Source organism: Paraburkholderia edwinii (assembly GCF_019428685.1).
GTDB lineage: Bacteria > Pseudomonadota > Gammaproteobacteria > Burkholderiales > Burkholderiaceae > Paraburkholderia > Paraburkholderia edwinii.
On sequence record NZ_CP080095.1, the window covers coordinates 4,546,785 to 4,565,786 of the forward strand.

Consider the following 19,002-nt stretch of genomic DNA (forward strand, 5'->3'; position numbering starts at 1 on the left):
TGACGATGTGACGGCATGCGGTCGCGCGCGCCTCGGAGGGAGACGTCAATGCCATTCAAACCAGCACCGCGTGCGCTCGCGCATGCCTTTGCGACCGTCCTCGCGCCGCTGCAGCCGCAGCTACCCGTTTGACCGGGCAGCCTGCGCGATCCACGTGGTTGCACACAAGTATCCGCTCGACATGCCGTTCAACCGGACGAGCACGCGTTCCGGAACAGATTCCGCGATGACGCCCGCATCACGCGCGCGGCACACCGACCTTGCGGCATAGGGCGTCCATGCCCACTACATAAACGAGAAGACCGGAGACAACATGAAGCATGCATCACAGCCATCCCGCCTGCAGCGCGCCGCGCAGATCGGTATCGCAAGCGCGGCGTTTGCGGTGCTTGCCGCATGCGGCGGCGGCGACGGTGGCGGCAGCAGTACCAGCAACGCGAGCAGCGCGCCGGCGGGCGGTGTCAACCTGCAGGTCGTGTCGTTCGGCACGAGTCTGTCCGACGCAGGCACCTATTCGCCGGTCATCATGGCGAACTTCGGCGGCGGCCGATTTACGACGAACCCGGGCGAAGTCTGGACGCAGAAGGTGGCCGAGTACTACGGCGGCACCTTGACGCCTGCTTATCTCGGCGGCTTCGGTCAACCGCTCGTCGCATCGACGGGGCTCGACTATGCACAAGGCGGATCGCTCGTGATCGGTGCGAACGGCATCGGCCATGCGCCCGCGAACCTGCCGCCGTACGCGCAAGCGACGACCGTGCCGCTCGTGACGCAGGTGCAAAACTACCTGTCCGCGCATGGCAGCTTCAATCCGGGTCAACTGGTGCTCGTCGAAGGCGGCGCGAACGATGTGCTGGTCGCGGCTCAGACCGCGGAGGCGACGATTCAGGCCGCGGTCGCGCAGGGCGTCGATCCGAATACCGCGACCGTTCAGGCCGTCACCGCGCAGGCGAATACGCTGGTCGCGACCGCGCAGCAAATGGTTCAGCAGGTGATCGCGCCGATTCTCGCCGCAGGCGCGACGCACGTCGTGGTCGCGAATGTGCCCGATATCTCGATTGCGCCGCTCGGTGTCGCCTCCGGTCCGTCGGGGCAGCAACTGTTCAAGACGCTGGTCGGTGCGTTCAACCAGTCGCTTGCGGGCACACTCAGCGCGACGGGGCTCATGAGCAAGGTCATCTACCTGCAGACCGATGTGTGGATCGACTCTGTGGTCGCAAACTACCAGGCGAACGGCTTCACCGTATCCAATACGGGCACGGCGTGCAAACTCGCCGAGATGCAGGCCGCGGCGCAGCAGTTTGGCGAGTCGGACCCGAGCGCGTTCGCGTCGTCGCTGTTCTGCTCACCGCAGTTGTACACGGTGGCGGGCGCGGACCAAAGCTACATGTTCGCCGATACGATTCACCCGACCACGCATCTGCATGCGCTCTTTGCGGCAAACGCCGAGCAGGCGATTGCTGCGACGGGGCTAGGGAAGTGATGCTTCGGGGGTAGCGAGTAGCGCGCGTGTCGATGCGCGCGGTATGTCGTCCGCGCGTGTCACGTCGAATAAAAAGGCCCAGCCGGTTCATTCATCTGGCTGGGCATTTTTTTGATCGTTCCGCCTGAAGAAGTGCAGCGGCTTCGATGCTTCCGCCGCGCTGTGCGCTCGTTCTCGCCGTCGGCCGTCTACTCGGACGCTGACGCCTCGAACGCAGCAGCAGCCCGTCCAAGCCGATCGTTGACCGCGATCCACTCGATCGTATCCGGCAGCTGCTCGATCAGAATGCGCGCGACGTTCGCCCGATCGAGCGCGCGCAACAGCCCATACAGATCGCGCGCATAGGCATGCGGGTCTTCGGGCGCGGCAACGAAGTGCACGCCATCGGCATCGGCCCAACGCCCGGCGCGCGACGCCCGCGCGACCAGTGCGACGCGCTCGCCCGCGTCGCGCGCGGCCGCGAGCAGCGGCTCGAGCGCGTCGAACGGCAAGAGCGCGAGCGGCGTGCGCGGCGCGTAGTGCGCCTTCAGCGTGCCGGACGCACGCGGCGCCGTCGCATCGGAGCCGTCGGGCAGCCGCGGCAACTCGCCGAGCACCTCGGCAATGTCTTGCGGCGTCACGTGCCCAGGCCGCAGCAGCGCAGGAAAACCGCGCGACAGATCGACGATCGTCGACTCGATGCCGACCTTCGACGCTCCGCCATCGAGCACATGAATCGCCGAGCCGAATTCATCTCGCACATGCTGCGCCGTCGTCGGGCTCACATGACCAAAGCGGTTTGCCGACGGCGCCGCCACGCCGCCGTGTCCGCCGCGGCGCGCGCTGAACGCGTCGAGCAGCGCCTGCGCGACCGGATGCGACGGACAGCGCAAGCCGACCGAATCCTGCCCGCCGCTGACTGCGGACGGAATATGCGCGGCGCGCTTCAGAATCAACGTGAGCGGGCCCGGCCAGAACGCATCGATGAGTCGTTGCGCATCGGCCGGCAATTGCTCGACCCAGTAGCGCGGGTCGCCATGCGGCGCGAGATGCACGATCACGGGATGATTCGCCGGCCGCCCTTTTGCCGCATAGATGCGTGCGACAGCCTCAGGGCTTTCTGCATCGCCGCCGAGACCGTAGACGGTCTCGGTCGGAAACGCGACGAGTTCGCCGGCATCGAGCAGGGCCGCCGCGTGTTCGATTTGCGCGGCGTCGATCGGCGTGCCGTGATTGCCACGCTCGTCGCCACTACCCACGCTATCGCGAGCCTTAGGCGAGCCCGCCATACCGCCAGGCTGTTTCGGTTGATCCGGCATGATGGAAAACCGCTTCAGCTCGTCGGAATATGCAGCAGCCGCGCGCAATCGCGAGCGGCCGTGCGCGCTTCTTCGAGCGTTGCCGCGGTGAAGTTCACGTGGCCCATCTTGCGGCCCGGACGCGCCTCTTCCTTGCCGTACAGATGCAGGCGCGCTGCCGGCATCGCGGCGACTTCGTGCCACGGCGGCGTCACGGCCGCACCGCAATGCGCGCCGCCCGTCGCGGTGCCCGCGCTCTTTGCGGCCTTGGCGCTATCAGGAAACCACACGTCGCCGAGAATATTGAGCATGACCGCCGGCGAATGCTGACGCGTGTCGCCAAGCGGCATCGCCGTCATCGCGCGCACCTGCTGCTCGAACTGGCTTGTCGCACATGCGTCGACCGTATAGTGGCCGGAGTTGTGCGGCCGCGGCGCCATTTCGTTCGCGACGAGCGAACCGTCTTCGAGCACAAAGAACTCGACGCACAGCACGCCGACATAGCCGAGCTTCTCGGCAATCTGCAGCGCCGCCTGCTGCGCTTGCGTGACGAGCGTCGCGCTCGCGTCGGGCGCGGGGACGATCGTATGCGACAGCACACCGTTGCGGTGCGTGTTCTGCGCCAGGGCGTATACGGCCGACCCGCCGTTCGCGCCGCGCGCAATCAGCGCCGACACTTCGAACTTGAGCGGCAACCGCTTTTCGAGCACGCAGGCGACGCCGCCCAGCGATGCATGCGCCTGCCGCACCTCGTCGGCATTGCACACGCGCACCTGGCCTTTGCCGTCGTAGCCGAGCCGCGCGGTTTTCAGAATGCCGGGCAGCACCGCTTCGAGCGCCGCATCGTCGAGCGCGGCAAGCGCATCCGACGATTCGATCACCACGTGCGGCGCAACCGGCACACCCGACGCGGCGATAAAACGCTTCTCGGCGATCCGGTCCTGCGCGACCGCGACGCAGCGTCCGGCCGGGCTCACGAACGTCGTGCGCGCAAGGAAATCGAGGCTCGCGGCCGGCACATTCTCGAATTCCGTCGATACCGCCGCGCACAGACGCGCGAGTTCGGTCAGTGCCGCTTCGTCGTCGTAGGCGGCGCGCAGATGCTTGTCCGCAACCGCGCCGGCCGGGCTCGTTTCGTCGGGATCGAGCACGGCGACGCGATAGCCCATCGCCTGCGCGGCGAAGCAGAACATGCGGCCGAGCTGGCCGCCACCGACCATGCCCAGCCATGCGCCGGGCAGAATCGGTGAAACCGGGGTGTTGTCAGAACTCATGTTGATGGTCGCATCCGGATCCGATGGTTTCACAGCGCGGGCAGCACCATCGCATGCGCCGCCTGGTTCTGGCGCACGCGGAACGCGGCCAGCTTGTCCGCGTATTCGGGCAGCGTGCCGCTCAGGATCGACACCGCGAACAGCGCCGCATTCGCCGCGCCCGCTTCGCCGATCGCAAACGTCGCGACCGGCACGCCCTTCGGCATCTGCACGATCGAATGCAACGAATCGACGCCCTTCAGATACTTGCTCGCCACCGGCACGCCGAGCACCGGCACCGTCGTTTTCGCGGCGAGCATGCCGGGCAGGTGCGCCGCGCCGCCCGCGCCGGCGATGATCGCGCGCAGGCCGCGCTCGCGCGCGCTTTGCGCATACGCGAACATCTCGTCGGGCATCCGGTGCGCGGAGACGACCTTCGCCTCGTACGGCACGCCGAACTCCTGCAGCATCGCGACTGCATGCTTCATCACGTCCCAGTCGGAGCTGGAGCCCATCAGCACGCCGACGAGCGGCGCGTCGTGAGCGTGAGTGCCGACTGCGGTGCCGGCGGCGGTTTTAACTTCACTCATGTTCCACAGATTCCTTCATGCGTCCTTCAAGCGAGCGTCTGCCCGGTCAGCCGCTCGAGCGCTTCGCGGTATTTGTCCGCGGTCTTCGCGACCACATCGTCGGGCAGCTTCGGCGCCGGCGGTTCCTTCTTCCACGGCTGCGTTTCGAGCCAGTCGCGCACGAACTGCTTGTCGAACGACGGCGGGTTGGTGCCGACCTTGTACTCGTCGGCCGGCCAGAAGCGCGACGAATCGGCCGTCAGTACTTCATCCATCAGGTACAGCTTGCCGTGGTTGTCGAGGCCGAATTCGAACTTCGTATCCGCGATGATGATGCCGCGCGTCGCGGCGAAATCGGCGGCTTCCTTATACAGGCGAATCGAAATGTCGCGGATCGTCGCCGACAGTTCCGTGCCGATGCGGCGTTCCATTTCGTTATAGGTGATGTTCTCGTCGTGATGGCCCATCTCGGCCTTCGCTGCCGGCGTAAAGATCGGCTCGGGCAGCTTCTGCGCGTTCTGCAGGCCCGGCGGCAATTCGACGCCGCAGATCGCGCCCGTCGCCTGATAGTCCTTCCAGCCGCTACCGGCCAGATAACCGCGCACGACCGCTTCGACGAGAATCGGCTCGAGCTTCTTCACGACGACCGCGCGACCCTTCACCTGCGCCACTTCGTCCGCAGCGACGACCGTTTCGGGCGCGACGCCCGTCAGGTGATTCGGCACGATGTCCTTGAGCTTCTCGAACCAGAAGTCGGCCATCTGGTTCAACACGCGGCCCTTGTCCGGAATCGGCTCGCCCATGATGACGTCGAACGCCGAAAGACGGTCGGTCGTGACGATCAGCAGCTTGTCGTTGCCCACCGCATAGTTGTCGCGGACCTTGCCGCGGCCGAGCAGCGGCAGCGAGCGAAGCGTGGATTCATAAAGGGTAGACATCGTCGTGGCTCGTAAAAATAGTGCTGAAAATGAGGCAAAAACACTGCCCTGACAAATGGTGCAACGTAATTCACATCGCAAAGGGAAAACGCCGTTCCCCGGGCCAAGCGGGAACGGCGATGCCACTTCAAACTACGCGGCGCGCGGGCGGAAAGCGCTGCAATCCGTGCTGCAATCCGCGCGCGTGCTGCTTGAACCTGCTTAAACCTGCTTGAGCCCGCTTAAGCCGCCTTAGCGAACCACCTGCGCGAGCTCGCCCGCCTTATACCGATCCGCCATCTTATCCAGCGCGACCGGCTTGATCTTGCCAGCCTGGCCTTCGCAACCGAACGCGACAAAGCGATCCAGACACACCTTCTTCGCGGCTTCACGCGCCGGCTTCAGGTAATCGCGCGGATCGAACTTCGACGGGTTCTGCGCGAAGTAGCGGCGGATCGCGCCGGTGATCGCGAGACGCAGATCGGTGTCGATATTGATCTTGCGCACACCGTGCTTGATGCCTTCCTGAATCTCTTCGACCGGCACGCCGTACGTTTCCTTCATGTCGCCGCCGAACTCGCGAATCTCGGCGAGCAGGTCCTGCGGCACCGACGACGAACCGTGCATCACGAGGTGCGTGTTCGGAATGCGCTCGTGAATTTCCTTGATGCGCTGGATCGACAGGATATCGCCGGTCGGCTTCTTCGAAAACTTGTACGCGCCGTGCGAGGTGCCGATTGCAATCGCGAGCGCGTCGCACTGCGTAAGCTTCACGAAATCGGCGGCCTGCTCAACGTCAGTGAGCAGTTGCTCGCGCGTCATCGTGCCCTCGGCGCCGTGACCGTCTTCCTTGTCGCCCTTCATCGTTTCCAGCGAACCGAGCACGCCCAGTTCCGCTTCGACCGTCACGCCGATCGAATGCGCTGCTTCGACAACCTTTCTCGACACATCGACGTTGTACTCGTACGACGCAACCGACTTGCCGTCCGCTTCGAGCGAGCCGTCCATCATCACGCTCGTAAAACCGCTGCGGATCGCCGCCATGCACACGGCCGGCGATTGCCCGTGGTCCTGGTGCATCACGACCGGGATATGCGGATACGACTCGACCGCCGCTTCGATCAGATGACGCAGGAACGGCTCGCCCGCATATTTGCGCGCACCCGCCGACGCCTGCATGATGACCGGCGAGCCGACCTGATCGGCCGCTGCCATGATCGCCTGCACCTGCTCCAGGTTGTTCACGTTGAAAGCCGGCAAACCGTAGCCGTTTTCCGCCGCGTGGTCCAGCAATTGACGCATTGATACGAGAGGCATTTGCTACTCCTTGGATTTCAAACGAAAACCTTTGCCCGCGGCATCACTGCATCGAAAGTGCAATTTTACGTGAAGCAGGCCGCGTTCCCGTGCGCACCGGACCAGCGTCGCGCGTCGTGCGTTCGACGCGCGCCTGCCGTGGGGTGCGCCGCCTCTCCCGGGATCGGCGGCCCGCCTCGCGATGCCGTTGTGAACTGCCGTGGCCATTGCGTTGCATGGCGATCCGGCAGCCGGTTGCGGGCGTGATTCTTTTAAGTGTCCTTGCCGCAGCGCGTTCTTTGCCGCGCTGCGCTTCTCGTCCCGCACGGTTGCCCGTGCGGGTTTCCTGCATCCTGCAATGACTTTTTCAACAATCAGTACGGCTCGCCAACGCGCACGATCTTCAGCGTATTCGTGCCGCCTGCCTGGCCCATCGGCTCGCCGACCGTCAGCACGACCATATCGCCGCGCGCCGCATAGCCCTTGCTGACCACCACTTCGAGCGCCTGCTGCAACGCGATGTCGCGGTCCGTCGAGCTATCGAGATGCAGCGGGTTCACGTTGCGGTAGATCTGCATCGCGCGCTCGCTGCCGATGCGCGGCGTCAGCGCGAAGATCGGCACGTGCGTCCAGTGACGCGACATCCACAGCGCGGTCGAGCCGGAGTCCGTCAACGCGACGATCGCCTTGGCGCCGAGGTGGTAAGCGGTGAAGAGCGCGCCCATCGCGATCGACTGATCAATGCGCGTGAACGTGCGGTCGAGGAAATCGCGGTCGAGTTCGACATGCTCGGACTTCTCCGCTTCGACGCAGATTGCCGCCATCGTTTCGACGGTCTGCACCGGGTATTTGCCCGCCGCCGATTCCGCCGACAACATCACCGCGTCGGTACCGTCGAGCACCGCGTTCGCGACGTCGGACACTTCGGCGCGCGTCGGCACCGGCGCGTGGATCATCGACTCCATCATCTGCGTCGCGGTGATCACGAACTTGTTCGAGTCGCGCGCCATTTTAATCATGCGCTTTTGCAGCGCCGGCACCGCCGCGTTGCCCACTTCCACCGCGAGGTCGCCGCGCGCGACCATGATGCCGTCCGACGCGTCGAGAATGCCTTGCAGCGCGGGAATCGCTTCCGCGCGCTCGATCTTCGCGATCATCTTCGGCTTGATGTTGTACGGCGCGCCCGCGATATTCGCGAGCTGCCGCGCCATTTCCATGTCGGTCGCGTTCTTCGGGAACGACACCGCCACGTAGTCCGCGCCGAGCGACATCGCCGTGCGGATATCCTCCATGTCTTTCGCGGTCAGCGCGGGCGCGGTCAAGCCGCCGCCCTGGCGATTGATGCCCTTGTTGTTCGACAGATCGCCGCCGATCTTCACGACCGTGTGGATTTCGCTACCGATCACGCGCGACACGTTCAGCACGATCAGGCCGTCGTTGAGCAGCAGCACATCGCCCGATTTCAGGTCGCGCGGCAGGTCCTTGTAATCGAGACCGACGCGCTCGTCGTTGCCGAGCTCCTCGTAACCGGCATCGAGAATGAACGTATTGCCCGCGACCAGCGTGACCTTGCTGTTCTCGAACTTGCCAACGCGAATCTTCGGGCCTTGCAGGTCGGCCATCAGGCCGACTTCGCGGCCAACCTGACGGGCCGCTTCACGTACGAATTCGGCACGCTGACGGTGATCGTCGGCCGTGCCGTGGGAAAAATTGAGCCGCACCACATCGAGGCCTGCCTCGATCATTTGTTTCAGCGTTTCCAGCGTGCTGGAAGCCGGGCCGATGGTAGCGACAATCTTGGTGGCGCGATGCATGAGTCTCCTCGTGTGGGTTGAATCGCTGGGAAGTGCGCTTTGTGTCGGATGCGGAGGCTGCGCGCCGACGGTTACTACCGGGGCGATTGCGCCGTTTGTGCTGCTCGTCCTGCCGCGTATTACGGGAGCGGCGGCCGGCATCGGCGTCGGGTTATGGGGTGCTGCCGCGCGGTGGGCCGCGCTATTCGTATTCTGCGTGTTCTGGTTACTGCTGTTTCGGCTATTGTGCGCCGGCGCATGTTGCGCTGGCGTGTACGACGCTGCGGCGGGCTGCGCCGCAACGTCGGACGCATCAGCGACGGCCACGTCGACATCGACCGCCGTTTGTGCTTCCGCCGCCGCTGCATCGGCCGCCTGCTGCGGCAGCGCGTCCTTTGTTTGTGCTGCGCGCTCTCCTGCCGTTGATCCCGCACGCGACGAGGCGCGCGTTTTTCGAGTGGTATTGCGAGGAGAGCGCTGCGCCACGGTCAGGCCCGCGATTCGAGAACTTCGACGGCCGGCAGCTTTTTACCCTCGAGGAATTCGAGGAAGGCGCCGCCGCCCGTCGAGATATAGCTGACCTTGTCGTGGATGCCGTACTTGGCGATCGCCGCGAGCGTATCGCCGCCGCCGGCAATCGAATACGCGGACGACTTCGCGATCGCGTCGGCGAGGGTTTTCGTGCCGTTGCCGAACTGGTCGAACTCGAACACGCCGACCGGGCCATTCCAGACGATCGTGCCGGCCTTGCCGAGCTGCGCGGCCAGCACCTTCGCCGTTTCCGGGCCGATGTCGAGAATCATGTCGTCATCCTGCACATCGGCGACCTGCTTGATTTCGGCCTTCGCGGTCGGCGCAAATTCCTTCGCCGTGACGACATCGGTCGGGATCGGCACCGATGCGCCGCGCGCTTTCGCCTGCTCGATGATGGCCTTCGCTTCGTCGACGAGATCCGCTTCCGCGAGCGACTTGCCGATCTTCAGGCCCGCAGCCAGCATGAACGTGTTGGCAATGCCGCCGCCCACGATCAGCTGGTCGACCTTCTCGGCCAGCGATTTCAGGATGGTCAGCTTGGTCGACACCTTCGAGCCGGCGACGATCGCGACGAGCGGCCGCTTCGGCGCGCCCAGCGCCTGACCGAGCGCTTCGAGCTCCGCGGCGAGCAACGGACCCGCGCAGGCGACGGCCGCATGCTTCGCGATGCCGTGCGTGGTCGCTTCGGCGCGGTGTGCGGTGCCGAACGCGTCGTTCACATAGACGTCGCAGAGCTTCGCCATTTTTTGCGCGAGTTCGTCCGAGTCTTTCTTTTCGCCCTTGTTCGTGCGGCAGTTTTCAAGCAGCACGACCTGGCCTGGCGCAACGTTCACGCCATTTTCGACCCAGTGCTGCACGAGCGGCACGTCGCGGCCAAGCAATTCAGCCAGACGCTTCGCGACCGGCGCGAGCGAATCTTCCGGCTTCAGTTCGCCTTCGGTCGGGCGGCCCAGGTGCGAGGTGACCATCACGGCCGCACCGGCATCGAGCGCGGCCTTGATGCCCGGCACCGAGGCGCGGATGCGGGTGTCTTCTGTAATATTGCCCGCGTCGTCTTGCGGGACGTTGAGGTCGGCGCGAATAAACACGCGTTTGCCGGACAGCTTGCCTTCGGCGATCAGATCGGAGAGACGCAATACGTGGCTCATGGACATGTGTATGCGAGTTGATTGGAAGGCGGTTGGCGGACGATACGCAGGCGGCCAGGAGCGGCGGCAAGAACGGCGAGATCGTTCAATGGAAGATGGTCGCGGTACGTGCTGCGGCGCTGCTGTGGCTCTGCCGTGACCCAACCAGGCAGCCGGGTTGCAGGCTGCGTTCGGATGCGAGCGGGTCCACCGAAGGCTGCCATTTTAACCGATACGCTCTCCGTTTCGATCCGCACCCGGCTGATTGACAATATTCGGGAAACGCTTGCCCTACACCGCACGTGAACTCCGCACAATTATTTTTTCGCCGGGCTTTCAGCCGCGTTTTGCCGTCCGGCCCTTGTACACGGCAAGCGCACCAGCAGCCTTACAACAACTGCCTCAGAGCAACAACCGCAGCGCCGTAAAAACCAGCATGCCGACAATAATCGTCTCGACCATGCTGCGACGCAGCAAATACCAGAACAGACCCGCGAGCGTCGCGTAGAAGTCGTGATTCGTGAGAGCGAACGACACGCCTTCGTCCGTCACCAGCACGTCGGGCAGCACGACGGCAATCAACGCCGCGGCCGGCGCATAGCGCAGCATCCGCTGCACGCGCTCGGGCAGCACGGTGCGCTCACCGCCGATCAGAAATAGCGCGCGCGTCAACGCGGTGACGAGCATCATGCCGAAAATCGCCAGCCAGATCTGCGTCGCGGTCATTGCGGATCTCCAGCGCTGTTGCGGATGCGGCGCAAGTCGGCGCGCTCGACCATGAGGTCGGTTGCGCTGCCCGCCGCGATTGCCGCGATGACGGCGATCGGCAAGCCCAGCCGATACGGCAGATCGAACGCGATCAGCGAAGCGATGCCCGCGACCGCGACGGCCGCAAGCGTCGAACGGTTCGCGATCGCCGATACCATGATCGGAATCAGGGCGAGCGTGCCGGCCAGGCTCAAGCCCCAGTTGTCCGGAAAGAGGCTCGCGAGCAGGATGCCGATGATCGACGACACCTGCCACGACAGCCAGCTCGCCACGGCCATGCCCCAGAAGAACGGTTCCTTGCCGGGCACGTAGCCGGTTGCGAACGCCTTCTTCTGGAATAGCAGGTAGATGATGTCGCCGTTGAAGTAGCCGACCAGCAGTCGCCGCCATAACGGCAGATACGCGAAATGCGGCGCGAGCCCGGCGCTGAAAATGACGAAACGCGTGTTGACCATCGCGGCGGTCAGCAGCACGGTCCAGATCGGCAGCTTCGCGGCCAGCAAAGGCAGCACCGCCAGCTGCGACGAGCCCGCATAGACAAGCAGCGACATGCCGAGCGCCTGCGGCACCGTCATCACCGATTTGCTCATCGCGATGCCGGTGACGAGCCCCCACGAGAAAATCGCCATCAAGGTCGGGGAATAGGTGCGCAGACCTTCGTGAAAGGCGCGGCGATCGGGTTCGGACAGGCGAGCGAGCATCAGGAGGAAGACGCCGGCACGCCTTGCGGCACGTCGGCAAAAAAGCGCTACCGGGAGGTTGCAACCCACGTTGCGGACTGCGCTGCGGCCCGGGTCGGGCACGGGTTGCAGACCGTGTTACAGCACGGGTTGCGGCACGATAGCGAATGCGAATTCATGTTATGCGTGCGCGGAATTATAGCGTCCGGTCTGCTCGGGAATGTCCGGTCGGCGTATAAAAGACGCTAAAATAATAGTCTTCACCGCCCCACAGGCACTGCGATCAGCCCGATTTCATTTGTCGTTTCGCAGCGCCGCCCGGTGGCAAAGCTCCTGCAACCGCATTATTTCGAATCATTCGCTACAGCACCGCCCTGGAGAATCGTATGTCAATGGCCGACCGCGACGGCAAGATCTGGATGGATGGCAAGCTCATCGACTGGCGCGACGCCAAGATTCATGTGCTTACCCACACGCTACACTACGGCATGGGCGTATTCGAGGGCGTGCGCGCCTACAAGACTGCCGACGGCGGCACCTCGATCTTCCGCCTGAAGGAGCACACGAAGCGGCTCTTCAACTCGGCGAAGATTTTCCAGATGGATGTGCCGTTCGACCAGGAAACGATCTCGGCCGCGCAACGCGAAGTCGTGCGCGAGAACAAGCTCGAGTCGTGCTATCTGCGTCCGATCGTCTGGGTCGGCTCGGAAAAGCTCGGCGTGTCGGCGCGCGGCAACACGATCCACGTCGCGATCGCCGCGTGGCCGTGGGGCGCCTACCTCGGCGAAGACGGCATGACGAAGGGTATCCGCGTGAAGACGTCGTCGTTTACGCGTCACCACGTGAACATCTCGATGGTCCGCGCAAAGGCGTCGGGCTGGTACGTGAACTCGATCCTCGCGAACCAGGAAGCGACGGCCGACGGTTACGATGAAGCGCTGCTGCTCGACGTCGACGGCTATGTGTCGGAAGGCTCGGGCGAGAACTTCTTCCTCGTCAACAACGGCAAGCTGTACACGCCGGACCTGTCGTCGTGCCTCGACGGCATCACGCGCGAAACGGTCATCACGCTCGCGCAAGACGCGGGCCTCGAAGTGATTCAGAAGCGCATCACGCGCGACGAAGTCTATACGTGCGACGAAGCGTTCTTCACGGGCACGGCAGCGGAAGTCACGCCGATCCGTGAACTCGACAACCGCACGATCGGCGCCGGCACGCGCGGCCCGATCACCGAGAAGCTGCAGTCGGCATTCTTCGATGTCGTGAACGGCAGGAGCGCGAAGTACGCGCACTGGCTCACGAAAATCTGATAAGCCTGATTCAAGCGCAAACCTGAGCGGGCGCCGCGATTCGCTTTTCGAAGCCGTCCCGGTGCCCGGCATCCCGCATAGACGAGAAAGCCCCATGAGCGAAATCAAGGAAATGCCGCTGGTCGAACTGTCGGCAAAAGATCTGCCCGCTTACTGCCCGAATCCGGCGATGCCCCGCTGGAGCATGCATCCGCGCGTGTTTATCGATGTCACGCACGGCGAAGCGCGCTGCCCGTATTGCGGCACGCGCTACAAGCTGCGCGACGGCGAAGTGGTCAAAGGCCACTGAAGCCGGTGGGTGGGCAGGCCGCGCGTGCGCCCGGCATGAGCACACGCGTCGCTGGCAGTGTCGGCGCCTGAGCGTGTGGCTGTACGCGCGCTTGGGCGTGTGCTTGTGCCTGTACCCGCGCCTGCGCTTTTGCGGCTGCTTGCAACTAGATTACGACGCGCCTCATTCAACGCGTCGGTCACAACGCTTCTTTCAAATTTATAACCCGAACGCCGCACGCGTCACGCGCGCGGCGATTCTTTTCGACATCGGAAAATTATCCTGATGCGTCGCGCGTTGGTTATCGCACCGAACTGGATCGGTGACGCGTTGATGGCGCAGCCGTTTTTTGCGCGCCTCGTGAAACTTCATCCGCGCATCGTGATCGACGCGGTCGCGCCCACCTGGGTCGCGCCCGTGCTCGAGCGGATGCCCGAGATCCGCGACGTCTACGCGACCGACCTCGCGCATGGCAAGCTGCAGATGCTGCGCCGCTGGCAGCTCGCAAGCGACCTGCGCGACGTCGGCTACGACGCCGCCTATGTGCTGCCGAATTCGCTGAAGTCGGCGCTCGTGCCGTGGCTGGCGGGCGTGCCGCTGCGCATCGGCTATACCGGCGAAAGCCGGTACGGCTTGCTGAACGTGCGTCACGCGAATCCGCGCAAGGACGAACGCCCGCCGATGGTCGGCCACTACGCCGCGCTCGCCTACGCGCCCGGCGCGAAAGTGCCTGACGATCTGCCCGTGCCGCGGCTCGACGCCGATCTGAACGAGGCGTCGCGCGTATCGGCGCGCTTCAATCTCGATACGCGCGTGCCACTGCTCGTGTTCTGCCCCGGCGCCGAATACGGTCCCGCGAAACGCTGGCCGCCCGAGCACTTCGCCGGGCTCGCGCAGATGGTCGGGCAGTCGTTCCCGTACACGCAGATCGTCGCGCTCGGCTCGCCGAAAGACGCGCCGATCGCCCAGGCCATCGCCGACCGCGCGCCGAATGTGCGCAACCTGTGCGGCCAGACGGCGCTCGGCGAGGCGTGCGCGCTGATCTCGCGGGCCAATGCGGTCGTGACGAACGATTCCGGCCTCATGCACGTGGCCGCCGCGCTGCGCCGGCCGCTCGTCGCCGTGTTCGGATCGACTGATCCGCGCCACACCCCGCCCCTGTCGGACCTCGCAAAGGTACAATGGCTGCATCTCGAATGTAGTCCATGCTTCGAACGAGAATGTCCGCTCGGCCATTTGAATTGTCTGCGGCAACTGAGCGCAGAGCAGGTATTCGACGATTTACGCGGTATGTTGATCGCGCAACGGTAAAAAGCGCGGTAAAAAACGCGCGGTGCGGCGCGATGGCCGCGTGAATTAAGGCAACTGCGCGACGCAATAGCGCCACGCAATAGCGCCACGCAACAGCACCATGCAACGGCGCATGCGGCATATATGCCACAGCAGTGACGTCCGCGAAGCTGCCGGGCTGCACGAGCGGCACGTCATGTGCGCGTCTTGCGGCGCGGGCATTCTCGCGGTTGTCCGCGTGGGCCCTTCCCGGTGTAACGACTGCGGCCCGTCGATGCCCGTATGACCTGCAACCGCGCACGCCGCGCCTAACAGACTGACGAGCCATGCCACGTTTCGCCCACATCTTCGAAGCCGCTGCGGATACCCTCAACGCCTTTTACGAGGCGGTCGCGGAGGTCAACATCGAGAGTCTGATGGGCCTGTGGATCGACGAAGAGTTCGTCACCTGCATCTGCGCGGACGGCTCGCATCTGCATGGCCTCGAGAACATCCGCGCCGGGCTGACGGCGCAACTCGAGATGGAGCCCGTATCGATCGAGCCGCTCGACATTCGCGTTTACGACAGTCTCGGCACCGTGGTCTATGCGATTGCCGAGGCGCACCGGCCCGCCAACCCGGCGGCCATACCCTCGATGGTGTTTACCACCTACGTGATGGTCCACGAACGTGGGGAATGGCGCATTGCGCATATTCATGCGAGTGCGATGCCGAACGAAACGGCCGCGCAATTCGCTGCCAAAATGAGACACGGCCAGGGGCCACTGCACTAAGCGGCGGCCGCGCGCCCTCCCTCAGCCGGTACCAGAATGAGCACGACCCACGAAAAACACGCTTCCACCACGCTTGACCGCGCCGCAGAGACGGTCGCAGCAACGGTCGAGGCGACGGTCGATCTGCTCTATCGCGCGCCGCTGTGGCTGCCGAACAACCATGCTCAAACCATCGTACCGGCGCTGTTCGGGCGCCGTCCCGCGGTGAACTATCACCGGGAGCGCTGGGATACGCCGGACGGCGACTTTATCGACGTCGACTGGCTGGTTCACGATACCCACCGCACACCATCCGACGACGCACCGCTTTTCGTGCTGTTTCACGGGCTCGAAGGCAGCTCGACGTCGCACTATGCGCTCGCGCTGACGGACGCCGCGCACCGGCGCGGCTGGCACGCGGTGGTGCCGCACTTTCGCAGCTGCAGCGGCCCGCTTAACCTGCTGCCGCGCTTTTATCACCTTGCCGATAGCGATGAAGTGGACTGGGTGCTGCGACGGCTCGCCGACGCGCATCCGGGGCCGATCGTCGTCGCGGGCGTGTCGCTGGGCGGCAGCGTGCTGCTGCGCTGGCTCGGCGAGCGTCGCGAGGACGCCTCGTTCGTCACGGCCGCGGCGGCGATTTCCGCACCGCTCGACGTGCATGCGGGCGGTCGCGCGCTATCGCAGGGCTTCGGCATGGTCTACACGCGCAACTTCCTGAAGTCGCTGAAGCAGAAGGCTCAGAGCAAACTCGCGCAACACCCGGGCATCTACGATCTGAACTCGATGCTGGCGTGCCGCACAATGTACGACTTCGACGATATCGTCACGGCGCCGCTGCACGGCTTCCGCAACGCCGACGACTACTGGACGCGCGCCGCGACGCGGCCCTGGCTCAGCGAAATCACGGTGCCGACGCTCGTGCTCAATGCGCGCAACGATCCGTTTTTGCCGGGCGCGGTGCTGCCGTCGCCGCATGAGGTGTCGCGCGCGGTCGAACTCGATCAGCCCGCGCACGGCGGCCACGTCGGCTTTATGACCGGGCCGTTCCCCGGCAAGATCGACTGGCTGTCGCGACGGATTCTCGGTTACTTCGCGCCGCTCGTCGCTTAGGCTACGGGCAACGGTCACGCACGCATCATGGATGAAATCGTTAAACAGGCGCTCGCGAAATGGCCAAACGTGCCGCATTGCACGGGCTGGCTGCTGCTCGACCGGCGCGGCACGTGGCGCATGCGCGATGAGGCCGCTCAGGCGCGCGGTGCGCTCGGCGAGCCGATCCGGCACACGGCGCTGATCGGGTTTATCAATCGCAATTACGAGAGCGATCCGCACGGGCAGTGGTTTTTTCAGAACGGGCCGCAGCGCGTGTATGTCGAGCTCGTTTATACGCCGTGGATTGTGCGCCTCGCCATCGACGCCACGAGCGGCGCGCTGACGCTCACCGATCATACGGGGCAGCCATTCGCGCCCGCCGCGGTTTATGTCGATGACGACGGCGGGGTGCTGTTTGCCGGCGATGCCGGCGACGTGTCGGCGGCGCCTCGTGTGGCGGCGCTTCATGATCACGATCTCGATCTCTTTTCCGAGCATGCCGAACTATCGGCGGATGGGCTGAGCGGCAAGTTCGATTGGCGCGATGGGCGTGCGTTGCCGTTGCAATCGGTCGCGCGCGCGGATGTGGAGGCGCGGTTTGGGTTTGTGGCCAGTCCGGCGGGGCGGGCTTCGGCCGCGCCTGCGGCTGCGGGAACCCGCAATGCTGCGGGCGAATCCGGCAAAACCTGAGCGAAGCCACGCGGCACGCATGAGCAATACGTCGCCCGGATTCGGGCTCGCTCGTTATCAACTCTTCTCGTCTTCGCGCTCTTCCTTATACCGCGCTTCGAACTCATGCAAGCGTGCGTCGATGGTCGATAGATCGTAGTAACCCGCGGTCTTGATATCGCGCGCCTCCTTCAACTGCCGGATTGCCGACGGCCACGCGCCTTCGAGCGCGAATTGCTCGGCGAGCGCCCGGTGCTGGGTCAGCGCGTCGCCGGCGCCGGCGCTCGCCTGCGCGAGATACAGCCACCAGGCCGGCTGCTGCGGATCCGCTTCGGTCTCGCGCTGCGCCTGCGCTTGCGCTTCCTTGAAGCGCCGCGCCGTGAGCAGCGTGCGCAGATGCATCTCGATGGCCGCATGCGACTTCGGCCAGCGATCTTGCGCGAGCTGCGCGAGGCGTAGCGCATCGTCGTTGCGTCCGGCGCGGCGGGCAATGTCGGCCGCGAGCACGTCGAGGCTCGGCGAGCTGCGCGCGGTGCTGCCTTCGCTGCGCGCGCTCGAATTGAACGCCTCGCGTGCTTTCGTGAGCGACGCGGTTGCATCGTCGTAGCGTTCGAGCAGCGTCTGCGCGTAGGCGATGCCGTACCAGTTTGCGGCGACGTTCAGCGCGGTCCGATCTTCGATTTCCGAGCGCATCCGCACGATTTCGTCCGCGTAGTCGCTGCGCGAATGGTCCTGCAGCACGCGCGAGCGCGCCCGCACAAAGCCGTATTCCGGCGCCTGGTGCGGCTGCCGGTAGCGCGAGCGGCGCGCGCGGTCGGACATGTCGGCGATCCGTTCGCCGGTCAGCGGGTGCGTACGCGCGTAGGCCGGCGCGCCCGCATCGCTCATCGACGCGCGGTCGAGCCGTTCGAAGAACGACACCATGCCGTACGGGTCGTACCCGGCGCCCGACATCAGCTGAAAGCCGATGCGGTCGGCCTCGTGCTCGGCCGCCCGCGAAAAGCGCAACTGGTTGTCGACCGCATAGGCCTGCCCGCCGAGCGCGATCGCGGTACCGAGGTCGCCGCTATGCGCGAGCACGCCGGCCAGTATGCCGAACAGCGTGCCTGCGAGTGCCGCATACGTGCTTTTTTCGCTCGCGGCAATCATCCGCGCGATATGCCGCTGCAGCACGTGACCCATTTCGTGGCCGATCACGCCGGCGAGTTCCGATTCGGTCTGCGTCGCGACGATCAACCCGGTGTTGACGCCGATAAAGCCGCCCGGCAGCGAAAACGCGTTGATCTGCGGATCTCGCATCGCGAAGAGGTCGAAGTCGGGCCGGTATCCGCCGATAAATTGCGCGCTGGCCGCGGCCGCGAGTTTGCCGGAGACCGAGTTCAGGTAGTCGCGCACGAGCCAGTCGCCGATATAGTCGGGGTCGCGCCGGACTTCGCGCATCACGCGCTCGCCGAGCTTGCGCTCGGCCTGAGGCGTGAGCGACCCGCCCGAGCCATCGCCGAGGTCGGGCAGTTGCTGCGTGGAAATTGGCGCGCGCAGGCTCGAATTGCCGCCGGCGTTGCCGGAGAAGCGCGATTCCGCGCCGCCATAGGTGCCGAATATGCCCTGCGCGATGTCAGGCGGCAGCTCGGGGGACGCGTACTGTTCGAGAGGACCGGATTCGAGCGGCAAGCTCGTGCTCGCGGCTTGCGCGAGCAAGGGTTGCGGTGCGGCGAGCGCGACGGACAACAACGCGGCAAGAATCCGTTTCGAACGCATTGGTGGTGCGCGAGTTCGCGTGGTTGAAAGTGCGGGACGAAGCGCACGGCCCGCGGCGTGTTGGTTTTTGCTGCTCGTTTTTGCTGCTCGTTTTACTACGCGTTTTTGCTACGTGTTTCGACTGCCCGTTTGGATGGGCTCGCACGATTGTAACCAGACGCCT

General features: G+C 64.8%; 17 protein-coding genes. 7 read left to right on the forward strand and 10 right to left on the reverse strand.

Annotated elements, in window-relative coordinates; all coding sequences use genetic code 11:
• The first annotated feature begins 313 nt into the window (after nt 1-313).
• The gene (locus KZJ38_RS20180; protein WP_219797916.1) at nt 314-1,483 is read left to right on the forward strand and encodes an SGNH/GDSL hydrolase family protein; all 1,170 of its coding nucleotides are present in this window, start codon (nt 314-316) and stop codon (nt 1,481-1,483) included.
• Nucleotides 1,484-1,671: 188 nt separating this feature from the next.
• On the opposite strand, the gene KZJ38_RS20185 is transcribed toward KZJ38_RS20180, so the two are convergent.
• From KZJ38_RS20185 to KZJ38_RS20225, 9 genes are all read right to left on the reverse strand, one after another.
• Nucleotides 1,672-2,781, reverse strand: a complete 1,110-nt coding sequence (locus tag KZJ38_RS20185) for an L-threonylcarbamoyladenylate synthase (protein WP_246641567.1) — start codon at nt 2,779-2,781, stop codon at nt 1,672-1,674.
• Nucleotides 2,782-2,795: 14 nt separating this feature from the next.
• The gene (locus tag KZJ38_RS20190; protein ID WP_219797917.1) at nt 2,796-4,034 is read right to left on the reverse strand and encodes a 5-(carboxyamino)imidazole ribonucleotide synthase; all 1,239 of its coding nucleotides are present in this window, start codon (nt 4,032-4,034) and stop codon (nt 2,796-2,798) included.
• Between the two features lie 29 nt (nt 4,035-4,063).
• Nucleotides 4,064-4,603, reverse strand: a complete 540-nt coding sequence (purE, locus tag KZJ38_RS20195; RefSeq protein ID WP_219797918.1) for a 5-(carboxyamino)imidazole ribonucleotide mutase — start codon at nt 4,601-4,603, stop codon at nt 4,064-4,066.
• Between the two features lie 26 nt (nt 4,604-4,629).
• Nucleotides 4,630-5,520, reverse strand: a complete 891-nt coding sequence (locus KZJ38_RS20200) for a phosphoribosylaminoimidazolesuccinocarboxamide synthase (protein WP_219797919.1) — start codon at nt 5,518-5,520, stop codon at nt 4,630-4,632.
• Nucleotides 5,521-5,751: 231 nt separating this feature from the next.
• Nucleotides 5,752-6,816 carry a class II fructose-bisphosphate aldolase gene (gene fba / locus KZJ38_RS20205; RefSeq protein ID WP_219797920.1) on the reverse strand — a complete coding sequence of 355 codons (1,065 nt, stop codon included), beginning with the start codon at nt 6,814-6,816 and terminating at the stop codon, nt 5,752-5,754.
• A gap of 353 nt (nt 6,817-7,169) precedes the next feature.
• The gene (gene pyk / locus KZJ38_RS20210; protein ID WP_219797921.1) at nt 7,170-8,609 is read right to left on the reverse strand and encodes a pyruvate kinase; all 1,440 of its coding nucleotides are present in this window, start codon (nt 8,607-8,609) and stop codon (nt 7,170-7,172) included.
• Between the two features lie 467 nt (nt 8,610-9,076).
• Nucleotides 9,077-10,270, reverse strand: a complete 1,194-nt coding sequence (locus KZJ38_RS20215; protein WP_219800505.1) for a phosphoglycerate kinase — start codon at nt 10,268-10,270, stop codon at nt 9,077-9,079.
• Nucleotides 10,271-10,651: 381 nt separating this feature from the next.
• A complete protein-coding gene (locus tag KZJ38_RS20220; protein WP_219797922.1) occupies nt 10,652-10,975 on the reverse strand; it encodes an AzlD domain-containing protein in 324 nt (107 codons plus the stop codon).
• Complete coding sequence (locus tag KZJ38_RS20225; RefSeq protein ID WP_219797923.1) at nt 10,972-11,718, reverse strand: AzlC family ABC transporter permease; 747 nt, start codon at nt 11,716-11,718, stop codon at nt 10,972-10,974. The genes KZJ38_RS20220 and KZJ38_RS20225 overlap by 4 nt, the downstream gene beginning before the upstream one ends.
• 365 nt (nt 11,719-12,083) lie before the next feature.
• Here KZJ38_RS20225 and KZJ38_RS20230 point away from each other — a divergent pair, with 365 nt between their 5' ends.
• The 6 genes from KZJ38_RS20230 to KZJ38_RS20255 all read left to right on the forward strand — a co-directional run bounded on the left by KZJ38_RS20230 (nt 12,084) and on the right by KZJ38_RS20255 (nt 17,102).
• On the forward strand, nt 12,084-13,007 hold the full coding sequence (locus KZJ38_RS20230) for a branched-chain amino acid transaminase (protein WP_219797924.1): 924 nt from the start codon (nt 12,084-12,086) through the stop codon (nt 13,005-13,007).
• A gap of 94 nt (nt 13,008-13,101) precedes the next feature.
• Complete coding sequence (locus KZJ38_RS20235; protein ID WP_075155855.1) at nt 13,102-13,296, forward strand: zinc-finger domain-containing protein; 195 nt, start codon at nt 13,102-13,104, stop codon at nt 13,294-13,296.
• A gap of 264 nt (nt 13,297-13,560) precedes the next feature.
• A complete protein-coding gene (waaF, locus tag KZJ38_RS20240; protein ID WP_219797925.1) occupies nt 13,561-14,586 on the forward strand; it encodes a lipopolysaccharide heptosyltransferase II in 1,026 nt (341 codons plus the stop codon).
• Between the two features lie 305 nt (nt 14,587-14,891).
• Nucleotides 14,892-15,338: a nuclear transport factor 2 family protein gene (locus KZJ38_RS20245; protein ID WP_219797926.1), complete on the forward strand. Its 447-nt coding sequence runs from the start codon at nt 14,892-14,894 to the stop codon at nt 15,336-15,338.
• 36 nt (nt 15,339-15,374) lie between these two features.
• Nucleotides 15,375-16,430 (forward strand): hydrolase, encoded by a 1,056-nt coding sequence (locus tag KZJ38_RS20250; RefSeq protein WP_219797927.1) that lies wholly within the window; start codon nt 15,375-15,377, stop codon nt 16,428-16,430.
• A gap of 27 nt (nt 16,431-16,457) precedes the next feature.
• A complete protein-coding gene (locus tag KZJ38_RS20255) occupies nt 16,458-17,102 on the forward strand; it encodes a DUF2946 family protein (RefSeq protein ID WP_219797928.1) in 645 nt (214 codons plus the stop codon).
• Between the two features lie 57 nt (nt 17,103-17,159).
• Here the strand turns inward: KZJ38_RS20255 and KZJ38_RS20260 are convergent, their stop codons facing one another.
• A complete protein-coding gene (locus KZJ38_RS20260; protein ID WP_219797929.1) occupies nt 17,160-18,839 on the reverse strand; it encodes a M48 family metalloprotease in 1,680 nt (559 codons plus the stop codon).
• Between the last annotated feature and the right edge of the window lie 163 nt (nt 18,840-19,002).